The organism is Paraburkholderia sp. SIMBA_030 (genome assembly GCF_046535245.1).
Lineage (GTDB): Bacteria > Pseudomonadota > Gammaproteobacteria > Burkholderiales > Burkholderiaceae > Paraburkholderia.
On sequence record NZ_JAWRXB010000004.1, the window covers coordinates 111,942 to 126,940 of the forward strand.

16 protein-coding genes are annotated in these 14,999 nt (G+C 60.8%); 8 read left to right on the forward strand and 8 right to left on the reverse strand.

The genetic code is table 11. The features are described 5' to 3' along the window. The first annotated feature begins 90 nt into the window (after positions 1-90). The 6 genes from SB772_RS07980 (at position 91) to SB772_RS08005 (ending at position 5,897) form a co-directional block, all read left to right on the forward strand. Positions 91-1,224, forward strand: a complete 1,134-nt coding sequence (locus SB772_RS07980; RefSeq protein ID WP_410832729.1) for an alpha-D-ribose 1-methylphosphonate 5-triphosphate diphosphatase — start codon at positions 91-93, stop codon at positions 1,222-1,224. Positions 1,225-1,445: 221 nt separating this feature from the next. Beyond that, complete coding sequence (locus tag SB772_RS07985; protein ID WP_410832730.1) at positions 1,446-2,345, forward strand: phosphate/phosphite/phosphonate ABC transporter substrate-binding protein; 900 nt, start codon at positions 1,446-1,448, stop codon at positions 2,343-2,345. Positions 2,346-2,455: 110 nt separating this feature from the next. Then, entirely contained in the window at positions 2,456-3,199 is a 744-nt protein-coding gene (gene phnC, locus SB772_RS07990) for a phosphonate ABC transporter ATP-binding protein (RefSeq protein ID WP_410832731.1), read from the forward strand. Further along, entirely contained in the window at positions 3,196-3,999 is an 804-nt protein-coding gene (phnE, locus tag SB772_RS07995) for a phosphonate ABC transporter, permease protein PhnE (RefSeq protein WP_410832732.1), read from the forward strand. The genes phnC and phnE overlap by 4 nt, the downstream gene beginning before the upstream one ends. A 52-nt stretch (positions 4,000-4,051) precedes the next feature. Continuing rightward, positions 4,052-4,708, forward strand: coding sequence for an acetyltransferase (locus tag SB772_RS08000; RefSeq protein ID WP_410832733.1), 657 nt, complete (start codon positions 4,052-4,054; stop codon positions 4,706-4,708). A 163-nt stretch (positions 4,709-4,871) separates the two neighbouring features. Further along, the gene (locus SB772_RS08005; protein WP_410832734.1) at positions 4,872-5,897 is read left to right on the forward strand and encodes an aldo/keto reductase; all 1,026 of its coding nucleotides are present in this window, start codon (positions 4,872-4,874) and stop codon (positions 5,895-5,897) included. Between the two features lie 49 nt (positions 5,898-5,946). Here the strand turns inward: SB772_RS08005 and SB772_RS08010 are convergent, their stop codons facing one another. Next, positions 5,947-6,864, reverse strand: coding sequence for a LysR family transcriptional regulator (locus SB772_RS08010; protein WP_410832735.1), 918 nt, complete (start codon positions 6,862-6,864; stop codon positions 5,947-5,949). A 208-nt stretch (positions 6,865-7,072) separates the two neighbouring features. On the opposite strand from SB772_RS08010, the gene SB772_RS08015 reads away from it, so the two are divergent. Continuing rightward, positions 7,073-8,128: an aldo/keto reductase gene (locus SB772_RS08015; RefSeq protein WP_410832736.1), complete on the forward strand. Its 1,056-nt coding sequence runs from the start codon at positions 7,073-7,075 to the stop codon at positions 8,126-8,128. 32 nt (positions 8,129-8,160) lie between these two features. Here SB772_RS08015 and SB772_RS08020 read toward each other — a convergent pair whose 3' ends face one another. The 7 genes from SB772_RS08020 to SB772_RS08050 all read right to left on the reverse strand — a co-directional run bounded on the left by SB772_RS08020 (position 8,161) and on the right by SB772_RS08050 (position 14,800). Then, positions 8,161-8,487 carry a LysR substrate-binding domain-containing protein gene (locus SB772_RS08020; protein WP_410832737.1) on the reverse strand — a complete coding sequence of 109 codons (327 nt, stop codon included), beginning with the start codon at positions 8,485-8,487 and terminating at the stop codon, positions 8,161-8,163. Positions 8,488-8,517: 30 nt separating this feature from the next. Next, complete coding sequence (locus SB772_RS08025; RefSeq protein WP_410832995.1) at positions 8,518-8,967, reverse strand: DUF3455 domain-containing protein; 450 nt, start codon at positions 8,965-8,967, stop codon at positions 8,518-8,520. 195 nt (positions 8,968-9,162) lie between these two features. Continuing rightward, on the reverse strand, positions 9,163-9,768 hold the full coding sequence (locus SB772_RS08030) for an ankyrin repeat domain-containing protein (RefSeq protein WP_410832738.1): 606 nt from the start codon (positions 9,766-9,768) through the stop codon (positions 9,163-9,165). A gap of 107 nt (positions 9,769-9,875) precedes the next feature. Further along, positions 9,876-11,369: a catalase gene (locus SB772_RS08035; protein WP_410832996.1), complete on the reverse strand. Its 1,494-nt coding sequence runs from the start codon at positions 11,367-11,369 to the stop codon at positions 9,876-9,878. Positions 11,370-12,052: 683 nt separating this feature from the next. Next, complete coding sequence (locus tag SB772_RS08040; RefSeq protein WP_410832739.1) at positions 12,053-12,958, reverse strand: NAD(P)-dependent oxidoreductase; 906 nt, start codon at positions 12,956-12,958, stop codon at positions 12,053-12,055. 42 nt (positions 12,959-13,000) lie between these two features. After that, entirely contained in the window at positions 13,001-14,155 is a 1,155-nt protein-coding gene (gene yqhD / locus SB772_RS08045) for an alcohol dehydrogenase (protein WP_410832740.1), read from the reverse strand. 471 nt (positions 14,156-14,626) lie between these two features. Continuing rightward, on the reverse strand, positions 14,627-14,800 hold the full coding sequence (locus SB772_RS08050; protein ID WP_410832741.1) for a hypothetical protein: 174 nt from the start codon (positions 14,798-14,800) through the stop codon (positions 14,627-14,629). Between the two features lie 12 nt (positions 14,801-14,812). Here SB772_RS08050 and SB772_RS08055 point away from each other — a divergent pair, with 12 nt between their 5' ends. Continuing rightward, positions 14,813-14,986 (forward strand): hypothetical protein, encoded by a 174-nt coding sequence (locus SB772_RS08055; protein ID WP_410832742.1) that lies wholly within the window; start codon positions 14,813-14,815, stop codon positions 14,984-14,986. Positions 14,987-14,999: the final 13 nt, after the last annotated feature.

Here is a 14,999-nt window from a genome sequence, read left to right on the forward strand (position 1 = left end):
AGTCGCAACGCGCCGCCTCGAATGACAACTACTGCGGCTGCGCATTACAGCAACGTTACGCAGAAGCCGATATACATACGGAGCATGTCGATGTTGATCCGGAACGCTCGCATCATCACGCGAGAGGAAGAATTTTCAGGCACCTTGCGAATCGAGGACGGCCTCATCCGCGATATGGAACGCGGCAATACGTCTGCACGCGAGGCCGTCGATTGGGACGGCGACTATCTGTTGCCGGGTCTCATCGAACTGCACACCGACAATCTTGAAAAGCATCTCGCGCCGCGTCCCGGCGTGCAGTGGAATATCGATGCGGCGTTCGTGATTCACGATGCGCAGGTCGCCGCGGCCGGCATCACGACCGTCTTCGATTCGCTCAGAATCGGCGCGCGCTCCGACGTGGACATGCACAGCCGCGATCTGCAGACGCGGTGTACGCATGCCCTCGCGCGCTTGTCCGGGAATGCATTGCTCCGTGCCGAACATTTCCTGCACCTGCGCTGCGAAATCGCCGCACCCGACGTGGTCGACGTGTTCGATTCGCTCTACACGCATCCGCTGCTACGTCTCGCTTCGGTCATGGATCACACGCCGGGCCAGCGGCAATGGCACGATCGCAATCAATGGCGTCGCTGGCAGGAACGGCACGGCAAGCTGACTGATGAACACTACGCCGCCGTGGTAGCCGAGCTTACGGATGGACAGGAGCGCTACGCCGACCAGCACCGTCGTGAAATCGTCGCGCGCTGCGCAGCGCTCGGCGTCCCGGTGGCGAGTCACGACGATACGATTGTCGAGCATGTCGAACAGGCGGCGGCCGAAGGCATCGTGCTGGCCGAGTTCCCGACCACCCGCGTCGCGGCGCAAGCGGCACGCGAACACGGTATTGCGACGATCATGGGCGCGCCCAACATCGTAAGGGGCGGATCGCACTCGGGCAACGTCTCCGCGCTCGAACTTGCCGAGGCCGGACTGCTCGACATCCTGTCATCCGATTATGTGCCCTCGAGCCTATTGACCGCTGCATTCGAACTTGTCGACAAGGCTGGCTGGACGCTCCCGCGTGCAATGGCAACTGTATCGGCCGAACCGGCTCGCGCGGTGGGACTGCACGATCGCGGTGCTATCGCCCCCGGTTTGCGGGCCGACTTTGTGCGCGTGAGGATGCACGAAGCGCTGCCCGTGCCGCGCGCGACCTGGCGGGCAGGCGAGCGCATCGTCTGACGCACGTCACGCTGCGATCGATCACATGGGCGTGTCGGGGCGACTGTCCGTGCTTCATTTAGATGAGTCGACATAGATACATGGATGTCTCACATGCAATTCCTGGAATGCGACAGGCCGGATAGTCAAGCACCAACGATCACCCGCAAGGGAAAAGCGCGGGGACGGTGGAAAACGTCGGTTAACTGTTCGGTACGCTTCGAATACAACTTGAGGAAAATATGAAAGTCTCCAAAGTTTTAGCAGCGGTGGCATTTGCGGCAGGTCTTGTCTCGGGTGCGGCACATGCAGCCGGTACCTGTCCGAACGACGGCGTGGTTCGCTTCGGCGTCGAACCGTACGAATCGGCGCAACGCATGCTGCCTGTCTACTCGGACCTCGCCAAGTTGATTGGCGACAAGCTCGGCTGCACCGTACAGCTTTACGTGGCAACCAGCTATAACGCCGAGATCGAGGCGATGCGCAACAACAAGCTTGAATTCGGCGAATTTGGCCCGCTCGGCTACGTGCTTGCTCACCAGGTCGCGCATGCCGAAGCCGTCGCCACCTTTGCCGGCGAAGGTGGCAAGCCGGCCACGTATTACGCGTCCATCGTCACGTGGCCCGGCTCTGGTATCAAGACGCTCGCCGACATCAACGGCCGTTCGTTTGCATACGCCGATCCGGCTTCCACGTCCGGCCACCTGTTTCCCGCCTACGGTCTAAGCAAGAGCGGCATCGATCCGGACAAGGGTGTGAAGGGGATCTATGCGGGCAGCCATACGGCATCGTTCGAGGCGCTGCGCAATCACAAGGTTGACGCAGGTGAGCTGAACAGCGAGGAAATCGCCAGCGCCAAGCTGCACAACGAATACGATCCTTCGGCCTACGTGACGCTGTGGAAATCGGAACCGATTCCGATCGACCCGCTGGCGGTGCGGGGCGACTTGCCCGCTGACTTCAAGGCTCGCCTCGCAAGCGTCCTGAGGTCGCTCGATCTGCATCAATTGCCGGAGGCCGATCAGAAGTTCCTCGCGTCGAACCAGAACCCGCAGTTGATGACGGTGCCCCAGACGGATGCCGCTTACAACCAGATTCGCGATCTGGTCTCCACGCTCCACATCGACTTGGCAAAACTGTGAATACCCGGTTCGGCGCATCCCACGACGCAGCACCAGCCCCGGCGGCGGCATTCGCAGCCGCCGGATCCGGCAGGCGCGCGACAGTACCACGGCCCATGCTCGCGCCCGCAGTGAAGTTAGCCGTCGATAACCTGACGATGCGTTACGCGAACGGTCACACGGCGCTGCGCGACTTCAATGTATCCGTCCGGGCCGGCGAGATGATAGTGGTGCTTGGCAGCAACGGCAGCGGCAAGTCGACCCTTATGAAGTGCGTGGTAGGACTGAACCGGCCGACAGCCGGTTCGGTCGAGGTCGCTGGACGCGATCTGGCCGCGCTCTCGGGCAAAACCCTTCGCCAGGCGCGTCTGCCGCTCGCACTGATCTCGCAGAACGCCAATCTCGTCAAGCGGCGCAGTGTGCTGGCGAACGTCTGCTGCGGCGCGTTGGGGCGCCACCGGACCTTGGCGACCGCGATGGGGCGCCTGCCTCGCGAGGAAATCGAACCGGCACGAGCCTGTCTGGACGAAGTCGGCCTGCTGCATCTGGCTGGCCAGCGCGCCGGCACGCTCTCGGGCGGACAGGCGCAGCGTGTGGCGGTCGCGCGTGCGCTGGCGCAACGTCCAGACGTGCTGCTCGCCGACGAACCGGTCGCGAGCCTGGACCCCGAGGCAGCCGATGAAGTCATGCGGCTGTTGCGCCGCCTCGCCACCGAAGATGGACTCGCGGTGGTGTGCGTACTGCACCAGCCCGAACTGGCGGCGCGCTATGCCGACAGGCTGGTCGGCCTGCGCCGTGGGCAGCTGGAATTCGACCGGCCGGCTGCGGAAGTCTCCAGTCAACACATCGCGCGGCTTTACGTGGACGAAGCATGATGAACAAGGCTCTCGAAATGCGGGCGTCCACGGGCACGCCGGGCGCACGCAATTTTTGGACGGTGTGTGCCGTCGTCGTCGCACTGGCCTTGTTCGTGCAGGCGTGGATCGTCGTTCAGGCGCGACCGCAGGATCTGGTGACCGGCGCCCACGGGATGGCCGACATTATTTCGCGTGCCATGCCGCCGGCGTTCGATCAGTTCGTCCCGAATCTCTGGCCGGTTCTCGAGACGATCGACCTGGCGATTTTCGGCACCGTGTTTGGGGTGCTTCTTGCGTTCCCGCTATCGATTCTGGCGGCCGCGAATGTCACGCCGGCGAAGCCCTTGTACTACATCTCACGTGCGCTGATCGGCGTCACCCGCGCGGTCCCCGATCTGGTGTGGGCACTGCTGTTCGTGACCGCCGTCGGGCTCGGGCCGTTTCCGGGCGCACTTGCACTCGCAGTCCATTCGGTCGGCATGCTCGGGCGGCTCTTCGCGGAAGTGATCGAAGACATGGATATGGGCCCCGTCGAAGCGCTGACACTGACCGGTGCCGGCCGTCTACAGGTGTTGAGCCATGCGGTGGTGCCAGGCGTGCTGCCGTCGCTGCTCGGCATCGGGCTCTTCCGCTTCGACGAAAACCTGCGCTCCTCGCTTGTGCTCGGCTTCGTCGGCGCGGGCGGAATCGGCTTCCAGTTGCTGACCGCGATGAACCTGTTCCAGTATCAGACGGTATCGTTCCTGCTGATCGCTACCTTCATCCTGGTCGCGTGCGCCGAACGCGTTTCCGCCTACCTGCGCAGCCTCGTTATGTGAGTGCGAGGCAAGCGTTTTCGCGGTCACCTCAACATTGAATCCAGAGCCTTTTATGCTAATTGATCACGGCGTCGCGGCCGATCCGTGGACGCTCGGCCGTGTGCTGTCGGAAGATCCTGAGATCCATCCGACGGCACTGGTTCGCGCCAGCGACTTTGGCCGATACACCTATCTCGGGCCACGCAGTCATGTTGCCGAATCGGTAATCGGCGACTACGGTTATGCGATGGGCGACAATCAGATCGCCCACGCGCTCATCGGCAAGTTCGCCAACATCGCCACCGGCGTGCGCATCAATCCGCCGAACCACCCTTCGTGGCGAGCAACCCACCACCACTTTACCTATCGTTCGCGCTCGTACGGGCTCTCGCTCGACGACGACGCCGGCATCTTCCAATGGCGAGCGCAGGACCGCGTCGAGATCGGCCACGATGTGTGGCTCGGCCATGGTGCCGTGATCATGCCCGGCGTCACCGTCGGTACGGGCGCAGCGGTCGGTTCGGGAGCCGTGGTGACCAAAGACGTGCCGCCGTTCGCTATCGTCGTCGGCGTGCCGGCGCGCGTGTTGCGCTTTCGCGTCGACGCGCGCACTTCGGAACGGCTGCAGCAAATCGCCTGGTGGGATTGGAATCCCGAGCAAATCGACGCGGCCCTGGCCGACTTCCGCCTGCTCACCGCAGTCGAGTTCGCCGAGAAGTACGGTGCCTGATGTGGCGTCAGCGTCGCGCGGAATATACCGGCGATGCGAGCGCGAATACCTCAACAACGATTGCCCGGTCAAATTCATCTAGATGTTTAGACATGATTCAACGTGTCAGATGAAGTTTCCAGAACGGGCTGAGATCCTTTCAGTGAGTGGGAGTAAGTTTCACATGGAATTTCGGCAACTTGGACGCAGCGGCCTCAAGGTTTCGACGCTGACACTTGGTACGATGATGTTCGGCGGTCCGACCGATGAGACGACCGCGGAACGCATCTTTGACAAGGCCCGTGAACAGGGCGTCAACTCGATCGATTCCGCCGACGTCTATGCCGGCGGTGAATCGGAGCGCGTCGTCGGACGTTGCATAGCTGCCCAGCGCGACCGCTGGGTGCTGGCGACCAAATTCGCCAGTCCCCTCGCTGAGGACGACGTCAACGCGCGCGGCGCATCGCGTAAGCATATGATCCAGGCCGTCGAGGCCAGTCTGAAGCGTTTGAACACTGACTACATCGATCTGCTCTATCTGCACGCGGAAGACCATCACACTCCGGTCGACGAAACGGTGCGAGCGCTCAACGATCTGATTCGGGCCGGCAAGATACGCTACTACGGCTTGTCGAATCATCGTGGCTGGAAGATCGCTGAATTCGCTCACACCGCACAAGCGCTCGGCCTGGCTGCGCCGGTGGCCAGCCAGCCGCTGTATAACATCGCGAACCGGCAGGCCGAGGCCGAACAGCTCACTTCCGCGCACCGCTACGGGCTTGGCGTTATTTCGTATAGCCCGCTCGCGCGCGGCGTGTTGACCGGCAAGTATGAGATGGGCGTGGCGCCCGCATCCGATACCCGGGCAGGACGCGGTGACCGCCGCCTGCAGCAGGCCGAATGGCGCCCCGAGTCTCTGGAGCTGGCACGACGGGTTGATGAGCATGCACAGGCGCGAGGCCTGAGTGCGGGGCAGTTCGCGCTCGCGTGGGTGCTGAACAGCAGATACATCAGCTCGACGATCGCCGGGCCGCGCACTGAAGCGCAATGGAACGATTATCAACCGGCCTTGAGCTATCGTCTGACCGCGGAAGACGAAGCCTTCGTCGACTCGCTAGTGGCAACCGGCCATCCTTCGACGCCTGGGTTCAACGATCCGAAGCATCCGTTCTTTGGTCGGGTCCCGCGTCACGGTTCCCAAGAGGGATAAGGGGATTTCCCGGACGGAACGCTCTGCGGATGTCGGTCCAGGTCGAACGTCAGGTCGTAACGACAGGCAATTTCAGCAAGTCCAGGAAAGCACGGGCGACCGGTACGAGCGGTTCTCCCGCGCTGCTACCCTTAAAGACGGCCGCGAGTTCCCAGCACGGCTCTTCGGCTTCGCACAGGGTCGCTGTCGCGACCGGCGCGCCGCGCGTGTTGCGCCCCCTTGCAGCGGCCACGGATTCGGGCACTATGGTGATCGCAAGGCCATGGGCGGCCAGTTCAAGTAACATCGGCATGTCGTTGACCTCGAAGCTGCTCCGGCGCTGCAGGCCGGAAGTCGCAAAGCATCGATCGACGAGCCGTCGCACACTCCACTCCGGGCGCAGGTCGGCAAATGTTTCGTCGACGAGATCAGCCAGCTTCAGTTCGGTGGCGCCCGCAAGCCGATGATGCGTTGCGCAGACGACGACCATTCCTTCACATGCGAACAGGTGCGACCCGATACCGTCGAGCGACGTATCCGGCGGCTGTGTGAATGCGAGGTCGAGGCGCCCTTCCTGCACCGCGTCAATCAACGCGCGCGAGCCGTCCAGTGTCAGTTCGATATCGATCCCACCGAACGCTGCCCTGAAGTGTCCCAGACAGGCGGGCAGGTCGACGAAAGGTGCGATACCGTGAATTGCACCGATGCTCAGGCGACCGCGTGCGAGACCATGAACCTGCGTCACGGCGTGCCGCGCGTCGCGTGCGGCAGCCAGTACCCGCTGCGCTTCTGCGAACAGCACTTCGCCGGCAGGCGTCAAGGCGACCCGTCGCGTGCTGCGATTGAATAACGGTCCGCCCAGGTCTTCTTCCAGCGAGCGGATCGACGCAGACAATCCGGACTGCACGAGGTTCAGGCGCCGCGCCGCGCGCGTGAAATGCCGCTCTTCCGCGACCGCCACAAAATGTTCCAGTTGCTTCAAGTCCACGTTGGCACTCTTTTCTTGCAGAGACGATTAATCACGAAAACCGCTCAATTTAATCATATCTTTCTGTTGGAATGGTAATTCAATCTCCGCTATCGTCGAACGTTCGAGGCGTCAACGCAACGCCGGGCGCGGACCGCGGGTGCAATGGAACCTGACGGCCGCGCGCCGGTTTCGAATCCTGAGCAACGTACATGGAGATAGCTTCATCATGGACTACCGTCAACTCGGCCGTTCTGGCCTCAAGGTGTCGACCATCACGCTAGGCACGATGACGATGGGCGGCAAAGGCAAATTCGCGAGCGTCGGCCAGGTCGGCCTCGACGATGCGCGCCGGCAGATCGACATGTGCATCGACGCGGGCGTCAACCTGATCGATACGGCGGACGTCTATTCGAATGGCGCGTCGGAGGAAATCGTCGGCGAAGCGCTCGGCGGCAAGCGTAAAGGCGGTGTGCTGATCGCGACGAAGGCCCGCTTTCCCATGGGCGACGGCCCGAACGACCGGGGGCTGTCGCGACATCATTTGATAAAGGCCTGCGAGGCGAGCCTGCACCGTCTCAAGACGGATGTGATCGACCTCTACCAGGTGCACGAATGGGACGGACTGACGCCGCTCGAAGAAACGCTCGAAGCGCTGGACCTGCTGGTCCGGCACGGCAAGATCAGGTATGTCGGCTGCTCGAACTATTCGGGCTGGCATTTGATGAAGGCGTTGCACGTGAGCGAACGCGATCGTTTGCCGCGCTTCGTGAGCCAGCAGATCCACTACACGCTGGAAGCACGCGAAGCGGAATACGAACTCGCGCCGATCGCGCTCGATCAAGGCCTGGGCATTCTTGTCTGGAGCCCGCTCGCAGGCGGCCTGCTGTCGGGTAAGCACCGCCGCGACGCGACGCCGGAGGGCACGCGCCAGCTCGCCGGCTGGACGGAGCCGCCGATCCGCGACGCCGAACGACTGTGGTCGATCGTCGACACGCTCGTCGAGATTGCCAGCGAGCAGAATGTCTCGGCCGCTCAGGTCGCGCTCGCGTGGACGCTGGGGCGCCCCGCCGTGACGTCGGTCATCATCGGCGGGCGCAACGAGAAGCAACTGCTCGACAACCTCGGCGCGGCGAATCTGAGGCTGAGCGCCGAACAGCGCGAGCGGCTCGACAACGTGAGCGCGCCGCCCCTGCTCTATCCGTACTGGCATCAGGCGCAGACCGCGCACGATCGTCTTTCGGCCGCGGACCTGTCGCTGCTGGGGCCGCATCTCAAGGCGTAGAGTGTGATCCGGCCTTGCAGGTTCGCGTCGCCTCAGTCAAGAAGAGCGGGATTATCGATCGCGCCGTTCAGCAGTTCGATGAACGCCTGCACCGCCTGCGGCAGTGTGCGGCCGGCCATCGTCTGGATCTGGAGCGTGCGCTGGTGTAGCTCGGGATTGCGGATCGGCACGGCGGCGAGCCCATCCACATACAGCCGGCTACGCACGGTCAGGAACCCGGTCAGCGTGACGGCATCGGTCTGCAGGACAAAGCTTTGTAGCGCCGCATGATAGTTGCTGACGAACACGGGCTCGAAAACCAGACCTTCGAGGCTGAAAATCTCTCCATGTGCTCGTGCAACCGGGTTGTCAATGCGCACAGGTAGAAAAGCGGCGCGCCGGCCGGAACGCTATTTCAGGAACACATATCTCGCAACGTAAGGCGACCGGCCAAGCTCGTGTTCAGTCGTGCAGCTTGCAACTGGCGCGGCGCCGCCCACGGTGTCGAGGCGTTGCACGTAGCGAACCACGGATAATTCGCCGCTGCCCGCGGTGCTTTTGGTGCCGAGCAGAAGCTGCGGGACGCTGCCGGCTGTCTGGCTGGGCGCCTGCGCAAGTACGTGGCCTACTATCGTGCTGCCGTCCTGTGCCTGCCATTGCGGGCCGGCCGAATGATGCACCGCCTCCTGCCCGCGAGCGTCGTAGAGCGTTGCCAACGGGCTCTTGAACACCCATCCGAGCTGATGCGAGGCGTCGAACTCGCAAGAGTAGACTTGCACGCCCGAAGCGATCAACGACGTGACCACCTGCGTATCCGGCGGCGCGGCAACCGACGCCAGCGTGGCCGCGCTGACCGGCATTTGGCACGATATGACGAGGGCGGTAAAGATTGCGGTCGCGGCCTTTCGTGTTTGCCGTGAGTGGTTCGACATGGGGATATCCTTCGGATGGCGGTTTTTCAGGGTGGGGGCGGGATTCATTTGCAGCGTTTGGTCCGGAACTCAGCTTTGCATGTTAAATGGCGGGTCCTGGTTATACAAAACATAGCACCGCGACTACCTGGTCGCGCCCAACTGCTGCAAGGCACGGACGGCGGCCTGGTTACCCTGGGCCATCACCGTCTGCATGGCGGAGTTGCCTCTCGCGTCCACGTGATCCGGATTCGCCCCCTTCTTCACGAGTTCAGGCAGCAGGTCGAACCGGCCGAAGAGTGCGGCAAAGGCGAGCGCGGTTTCGCCAGCATTGTTGGTCTGATTGATATCGCACGATGTCTCCATGAGCGTTCGCGCAATGTCCTTCTCGCCTTTGTACAGCGCCCCCATCAGCGCAGTGTTGCCGTTGCGGTCGCCGAGGCAGGGGTTGGCTCCCGCAGCGATGAGCCGGCGCAGCATGTCCGGCTGATCATCGTAAGCAGCAAGTATCAGCGCGGTGTAGCCTTGCGGTGTGGTTGCGTCGATCGGGAAGTGCGCTTGCAGCAGTGCCTGCGCGATATCCCATCGACCCACTCGAGCCGCGTCGAACCACTCTTTGTCGTACGTTCTGACATCGACGCCGGCGCTCGGCGCGGACACATGCGCCGGGGCGGAAGCACAACCCGCAAACAACGCCACGGACAGCAAAACCGCGACGACTCCACCCAAGGCATAAGCACGATTCTTCATTGGGAAACTTCCTGGCGTACAAAGAAAATGCCTGCGCAGTTCACGTGCGGGAGCCGCGCAGGCTGTCGAACCGAACCATGTCCCGTTGGGGACTACGGCCTTACCGGTCAGTCGTCGGACAGCTTCGCCGACATCTGCTGCACACGCGACGAGTCGACTCCCAGCGCCTTCTCGAGACGGGTGCCGAGGTCGCTATCCGCCTTGTTGAAGTACGAAACCATAATGTACTTGTTCTTGTCGTTGGTCACATGGCGCAGGTCGCCGGTCAATGCAGTGACGAGATCGGCCTTCCCGGGTTCCGGCAGTGAACGGTAGAAGATACCGGCCTGCTTGAACATCTGCTTCTTGTGGATGGCCTGTTGCTGCGTTGTACCCGAAAGCGGCGTCTGCACATACTTGTACATGCCATCCTGGGAGAGTTCCTTGATGGTGGACGGCTCATAATTCACCTCTCCTGTCCGACCACTCGCGTTCATCTTCCCGTCCTGATTGTTGTTCTGGACGGTGGCCAGCGGCCGATTGATCGGCAGCGAATTGAAATTCGCGCCGAGGCGATACATCTGCGTGTCCGCGTACGCGAACATCCGGCCTTGAAGCATGCGGTCCTCCGACGGCTCGATACCCGGAACCAGACGTGACGGCGCGAACGCGGACTCTTCCGTGGACTCGAAGTAGTTGTTGGGAACACGGTCCAGGGTCATCGTACCCACCTTGCGCTCAGGCACACCAAGCCATTCCTTCGTGTCATCCAATGGGTCATAGTCGAACTTGGCGAGGTCCGACGGATTCAGAACCTGAATGTACAAGTCCCATTTCGGATAATCCTTTTTCCGGATCGCACCGTAGAGATCGTTGGTCATCATGTTCCAGTCGTTGCCGATGGATGCGGGAATGTCATTGGGGCGAATGTTCTTGAGACCCTGGTCACTCCTCCAGTGGAACTTCACGTAGTGAACTTCGCCCTTGGCGTTGATCATCTTGAATGCGTGAACGGCGAAGCCATCCATATGCCGATACGAGTCCGGCATGCCTTCGTCGGCATACATGTGCGTCAGCATGTTCGTCGACTCAGGCGTGTTCGCGAAGAAGTCGAAAGCAAGATTTGCATCCTGGACACCCGTCACCGCGCTCGGCTTGTTGGCGTGAACGAAATCAGGGAACTTGATCGCGTCGCGAATGAAGAAGACGCCCTTATTGATACCGACCATGTCCCAGTTGCCCTGAGTCGTATAAAACTTGATGGCGAACCCGCGCGGATCCCGAGCCTGCTCGGGCGATCCCCGGTAACCCATCACCGTCGAGAACCGCACGAAGACCGGAGTCTTTGTGCCAGGCTGGAATACCTTCGCGATAGACAGATCCGAAATGTCGGCGCTCGGCACGAACTCGCCGAATGCGCCGGTACCGCGTGCATGCACCACGCGTTCCGGAATGCGTTCCCGATCGAAGCGTTGGAGCTTTTCAACGAGCTGGGAATCCTGAAGAAGCACCGGCCCTTCCGCGCCGGCTGTCTGCGAATTCTCGTTATCGCCCACTGGCGATCCATTGTCGCGTGTCAATTGTTCGGCATAAGCAATATGCATCGACGCGAGTCCCAACATCACCGCAATCGCTGTTCTCTTGAGGACCGTGTTTCCCGCTTTCATATCTACTCCTGATCTGTGGTGGCTGACGAAAGAACTGAACTTCTAGTGCGTCGATCCTACAAGTCGGACCTAGATTAATTCCAATACCGAATTTCAATCAGGTTCATAGCCACGCAACAGCTTCGCATTCCTTATAAATAATAAGTCACTGTAAACAAACCAATTTTTCCCGATCTTTAGAGTTCTTATCGCATAGTCTTTGTCGTGAACCTGGCAGGTATTCTTCACGGAAAATTAACGAACCAACACTGCGTTGCACAATGAAATCCGCCGCATTGGACGCGCGCCAAAGACATAACGGAAGAGGATCGATCAAGGCATCCGCTTTCGCGTTGACCATAGTCACCGTGAACATTGCGAAAGAGAAAAGCGACTGCTGCTGTAATCACAACAGTCACTAGATAGATATCCGCTCAGGGTTCAATAAAATTAGAGCGACGGCGATAGATCGCGGACAGGGCCGCGTTATCGCCAATGAGGCTAAGGACTGGTGTCGAATGGAGCCGCCATGCCATTACAAGTTGTAATTGGCATTGCGAATTGTTTGCAGTTCAGCAATTTTCAGTAGCTGGCTCCGCTCATTAATGGAGTCGTAGCGGAGCAGTGCATCGTAGCAAGCGATGCCGTATCGAACACACTTATCCGCGGTTGAGTTGTTTGCTCAAGCCCGCGTCTGACAATGCACAAAGCGCCATCGCAGACCAGTCATGCTCCGCGCCGATACTTTGCGATCGCAAAGTCAGGAAACGGTCGTGGACAAGACTCGCAAGCGGTAGCGGAACGCCGAGTGCCTCGGCGGCCGCGAGCATGAGGCGATTGTCTTTCTGGCCAAGCGGCAACGAGAAGCCCGGTGGCTGAAACTGCTGCTTTGCAATCAATGGACCATAGATCTTGTACGGCGCAGCGTTGAAAGTCGCGTTCGTCAACAACTCGACGAGGTGCATCGGGTCAAGGCCGGCCTTGCCCGCAACGGCACAGGCCTCACCCAATGTTTCGATAATCACGGACAGCATGAAATTGCCGATGAGTTTGACCAGGTTCGCCTGAGAAGGATCCGCGCCGACAATACCGACCGATTGCCCAAGCTGTTCGAGGACCGGCACCGCGACTGCAAGATGCTCGTCCGCGCCTGCGGCCATGATGAATAGCTTGCGTGCCGCCGCCGCATCAGGACGACCGAATACCGGGGCCGACACGAAACCCAGGCCCGCTTCGCGATATCTCGCCGCGTGATCCTGTGCGGTGGCCACGCTGATCGTGCTCATCGAGATATGCACTGCGCCGGGTTTGAGCCCTGCAACGATGCCTGTTTCGCCAAAGGTAACGGCTACATGCGCTACGTCGTCGGCCACCATCGTCAACACGACGTCGGCCTCCTGTGCGGCCTGCGCCGGCGTTGCCGCCACGCTCGCACCCGCTGCGCGCAGAGGTTCGGCACGGTCGGCGGTGCGATTGAAAACATGCACTTCATGCCGGGACTCGATCAGGTTCATCGCAATCGCAGCGCCCATCGAGCCAAGCCCGACAACTCCAATTCTCATCATGACACTCCCTATAACCAGCCGGCGAGACGGATGCCCGCTCGCTCACACCGCAGATTGATAGATGCGGCGGCTTATCTCGAGCGTCACGTCGCCATGTTCGCCCAACGCCGTCATTCCATGTTCTTCGAGCTTCGCGAGTAGCATGCCGATGGAACTGCCGCCAATCTGGTAATCGCGCAGACGCGTCCCGACAGTCATTCGCTCGAAGAAGACGCGAGTGGCCGTAATCGCCGCCTCGATGCGTACCTCCTCACTGCCCTGCGTTATGTTCCACACCCGTTCGGCGTATTGCAGCAGCTTCGCCCGCTTCTGCTCCCGGCGCACACTCAACATGGCTGGCAACACGATGGCGAGAGTTTGTGCGTGATCGAGTCCGTGCAGTGCAGTAATCTCATGGCCGAGCATATGGGTGGCCCAGTCCTGCGGCACACCAGCGCCGATCAGACCGTTCAGCGCCAATGTCGCCGTCCACATCAGGTTGGCGCGCACGGCATAGTTATGCGGCTCCGCAAGGGCTTGCGGACCCACCTCGGTCAGGGTAATCAACAACCCCTCTGCAAAACGGTCTTGCACTTTAGCGTCGACCGGATAGGTGAGGTATTGCTCGACGATATGGACAAACGCATCGACTACGCCGTTGGCAATCTGCCTCGGCGGCAGCGAATAGGTCGTCGTCGGGTCGAGCACGGAAAAGCGCGGATAGGTCGCTTCGCTACGAAACGGCAGCTTGTCGCCTTTCGCGCGGTGGCTGATGACACCCCCGTTGTTCATCTCGGAGCCGGTCGCGGGGAGCGTCAGCACGCTACCGAAGGGCATCGCGTCGTGCACGTCGGCCTGCTTCGCCAGGATGTCCCACGGTTCGCCGTCAAACTTCAACGCCGCTGCGATGAACTTGGTGCCGTCGATGACTGAGCCGCCTCCCACTGCAAGCAGGAAGTCGATTTCTTTCTCTCGCGCCAGCGCAACGGCCTGCATGAGTGTTTCATAGGTTGGGTTCGGTTCGATCCCGCTGAACACGAACCATGCGCGCCCGCCAAGCGCCCCCTGCACTTGCGCAAGCACACCATTGCTCCTGATGCTCCCACCGCCGCACGTAATCAACACGCGCGCGTCGGGCGGGATCTGGGCATCGAGCACCGCGATCTGACCTTCGCCGAAAATGATCCGAGTGGGGTTATGAAACGTAAAGTTCTGCATTGAATCTCTCGTCCTTTCACAAATGCACGCAGACCCTCAACTGCTGAACCGAACCTTCCCGTTTCATATGCGAAAGACTGTCTTTCCACATGCACCAGAATAGATCCGGGTCAGCCCGGGCCCGAAAGATCGTTTGACTGCACCGTCTCGCCGGCGAAATGGCTGGTGAGGCAACCATGACGTCACGCCAAGAGCCATGGTCTGCGAGATCACACCAACAGAACCAAGGATAGTCCCGATAGATTATATCGTCAATTGACGATTTAATTTTTTTTGCATAGCCAGCGCCTAATGCCGGCGCGAACATGACACGTTCCTGCCGCTCGGCACGCGACAGCCGTTGCGGGGCGACTTACTCGTCGGCCGCCTGACCGCGGCCCCAACCGCCCCAGTCTTACGGCCTGGCCCTGCAACGTCCTTGGGTTTGGCCTTCATGACGCTCACGTGCCTATTGATTTCTCAAACAAGTCTTCACATGACGACTAATGTTTTGATAGAGCATATCGTCGCGAGGGCGGAAGACAGCCGTGCCTGCCACCCCGCGTAGCGCCGCTGCTCGGCAAAGAGTTTACGGGTGAAGTCGCGTATGCCTACGAGCAGCTTAGGGATTTCCGCATAGGCAGGTTCGTCGTAATCGATCATCACGACAAGATGGATATGGACCAGCTGACAATCCGGCTCACAACGCTGCGAGACATGATTGTCGACAACGAGGTGCGAATGTCGGCGCTGGTGCAAGGGCTGTATACATACTCAAACGTGACCTTTACACAAACGCCGTCCATGCTGTGGTGGCGGGCGCTCAGGCGCACGGTGCGCGGCCGCGCTTAAGCGCGCGGCGCAA